Source organism: Candidatus Nitrosarchaeum limnium BG20, assembly GCF_000241145.1.
Lineage (GTDB): Archaea > Thermoproteota > Nitrososphaeria > Nitrososphaerales > Nitrosopumilaceae > Nitrosarchaeum > Nitrosarchaeum limnae.
Genome location: NZ_AHJG01000240.1, coordinates 1 through 2,839 on the forward strand (window position 1 = coordinate 1; position 2,839 = coordinate 2,839).

Here is a 2,839-nt window from a genome sequence, read left to right on the forward strand (position 1 = left end):
CTGATAAATACGGTCAATACATTACACAGGAGTTTACAGTAGATTCAATTAACAATAATGGAGTTCAGATTACTTCAGAAAAAAATACAAAAGATAAGAAAGAAACTATAGAAATTAGTTTTGATAATAATGGTTCAATTATAGCAGATAAAAAATGCTGTATTATAGAAAAATTCATGTATTTAACTCCAATTAAGATTGGAGACATACTAGTTGATGATTTAATAGTTACAAGTGATGCAACATATGAATTTGATGGAAAATCACGACGAGTGTGGATTGCACAAGATGTAAAGAAACAAGACACGTTGATTGTGGATAAACAAACAGGATTAGTATTATCAGATAGTCATAAAGAAACAGGTTTGAATATCAAATGGGATAAAACAGAATTGATGAAGACAAATATCTTTGAGAAAAAATATGTAAATGATCAATCAGTAATACCAAAATGGTTCAAAACAACTACAAAATGGTTTCTAAATAACTTAATTTCAGAATCTGAATACATAAAGGCAACAGAAAATCTACTAGAACGAGAAATTATTAGAATCTGAGTTAAAGACTACATTTTAAAATAACATATTCAATTGTGTTTTTTTCAGAAGCTTTTTTCATTTTAAGCATTGATGTGAATAGGATTTGTTCAACAAATTTTGGGTATTTTTTTAAAATCAATTTTTTGATTTCATCTCTATTTTTGATATAATAATTAGCAAGTGGAACATAAACTTCTTTTCCAATTAATTTTTCATCATTAATTTTAAAACCAATAGAACCTACGAGTTTTTTTACAAATTCTAACCCATAATGTTCAGAAGACCAAGTAAATTTCAGAATCCCCAGTTTCATAATTGATGCGTTTTGCATAGTTACAGGGATAGCCAAAGTCAAGATTCCATTAGATTTTAGAATTCGTTTAGATTCTAAAATAAAATCTTTTAGAGGTTTGAAATGCTGTGAGGATTCTAAGGCCAAAACACGGTCTACCGAGTTATCAGCAAAAGGCAATTTTGTTGATGTGGAATTAAAAAAGTGGATATTTTTTTGTGGACCAGAAAAAGATAGTTGGTCATAATTAATATTTATACAAAATAAATCCAATTTTTCATACTTATCTCTCCAAAAAATCGCTGGTGCAGATAATCCACTTCCAACATCAACTAAGTTTTTTGCTTTTTCCAGTTCTGCCAATTTGCCAAAATATGAGCAGAGATTTTTTTGTGCAGATAGAGGATCATTAGTGTTTCCCATCCAATATCCAAAATTCAGCATTGTTCCACCAGTTGCAAGCTGCATTATAGGAGAAAGAGAGTTGTAAAGTTTTATGACATCTCTTTCATTTTTTCTTAAAGTCCAAAAAAAAACATCCAGAGGGTTGATTAATTTCAAAAAGATTTTCAAAGAGAGTTGAAAACGGTTCTTATTAATTTTAAGGCATTCAGATACATCATAAATCTACTTTCGAGTATTCATAACAGTAAAGAATCATAGATATTTTATTAGATTGATCATAATAAAGAGAATATGAGTGAGTCAAACCAATTTCCAGAGATAATAATTGCCAAATGGAGTGAGAGATTTTTTGCGTGGTTAATTGATTTTGTCATTATTTCAGTTATTTCCACCATAGCAATATCATCTATTTTCGGATCAATTGATTATGATTTTAACGAAAAATTTTTCTGGGCAGAAATGACACAATTTATTCCAACAAGCGTGATCTTTTTTGGATATTGGGTAATTTTGGAATATCTGAAAGGTCAAACGATTGGGAAAAAAATCCTAAATTTGAAAATTACCAACATGCATGGTAAAAAACCAGATTTGAAGGGCGTAATAATCAGTAGTTTTGGAAAAGCATTTCTCCTTCCAATCGATGTTGGGTTAGGATGGATTTTTACCAATGAAAAACGTCAGAGAATTTTTAACAAAATTGGCGATACGATAATAATTAAAATAAAAAATCCAAATTCAAACATCAATGATATAAAATATAAAAAAGATTAGATTTTGTCATATTTTATTACACAGTTGTTTTTGGAGATTTAACCAGTAGATCTATAACTTATTAAAAATGGTTTAGTTCAAGAAATGTCCGAGAACATAAAATGGTGGGTGGGGCTTGCAAAAGAACTACAAACAGACATAGAGTTTGAAGAATAACTCATCAAAAATTACATTTATCACATACCAAAAATTATACATCGAGAGTTAGATACATATAAAAATAATTTAGAGAATTAAAGAATTTATTTATTGAGTCCAGCCACGAGTGATTAATTTTTCAACACTTGTAGATTTAACACAGGCAGCTTGCCCATTAAATTTGAAAGCAAGTTCTAATCCTTCTTTACAAACCACGTCTTGAGATAAAACACCATCTTTGATTTGTTTAAGAGGTGAAAGAATCACAGGAATATCTTCTGGCTCCATCATGTCATCACCTGTTTTCATTGATTCATCAATAGTTTTTGTAGAATTGTCTTGTTCCATCATGCCATGATCTGGGTTTACCATGTCATCACCTGTTTTCATTGATTCATCAAGTGTTGTAGCGGTAGAATTTGTATTAGTTGAATTTCCAGTTGTTTGTGCAAATATAGTATTTGCAGGATTGATAATTAATCCAGTTATCAGTACTGAAAACAACAGAATAATACCAAAGGTCGTATTCATATTAAAAATATTAAAATCAAGATGTAATTTAAGATTTGGGTATAATCATTTTAATCCACATCACATTATTTAGATCGATTTTAGACATATAGCATCCGCTAAGTGATTAAAAATAAATCATCAAAACAAAATGTATAGCATTCGCTAAGAGTGATTAGAA

The 2,839-nt window shown here is 29.3% G+C and carries 3 protein-coding genes and 1 pseudogene; 2 read left to right on the forward strand and 2 right to left on the reverse strand.

Annotated features, from left to right (window positions below):
* A pseudogene (locus BG20_RS12450) lies at positions 1-557 on the forward strand (hypothetical protein); the annotation flags it as partial.
* A 1-nt stretch (position 558) separates the two neighbouring features.
* Here BG20_RS12450 and BG20_RS08555 read toward each other — a convergent pair.
* Positions 559-1,392, reverse strand: coding sequence for a class I SAM-dependent methyltransferase (locus tag BG20_RS08555; RefSeq protein WP_010193927.1), 834 nt, complete (start codon positions 1,390-1,392; stop codon positions 559-561).
* 135 nt (positions 1,393-1,527) lie between these two features.
* On the opposite strand from BG20_RS08555, the gene BG20_RS08560 reads away from it, so the two are divergent.
* A complete protein-coding gene (locus BG20_RS08560) occupies positions 1,528-2,010 on the forward strand; it encodes an RDD family protein (RefSeq protein ID WP_010193928.1) in 483 nt (160 codons plus the stop codon).
* A 246-nt stretch (positions 2,011-2,256) separates the two neighbouring features.
* On the opposite strand, the gene BG20_RS08565 is transcribed toward BG20_RS08560, so the two are convergent.
* A complete protein-coding gene (locus tag BG20_RS08565; protein WP_048097182.1) occupies positions 2,257-2,679 on the reverse strand; it encodes a hypothetical protein in 423 nt (140 codons plus the stop codon).
* Positions 2,680-2,839 lie beyond the last annotated feature (160 nt).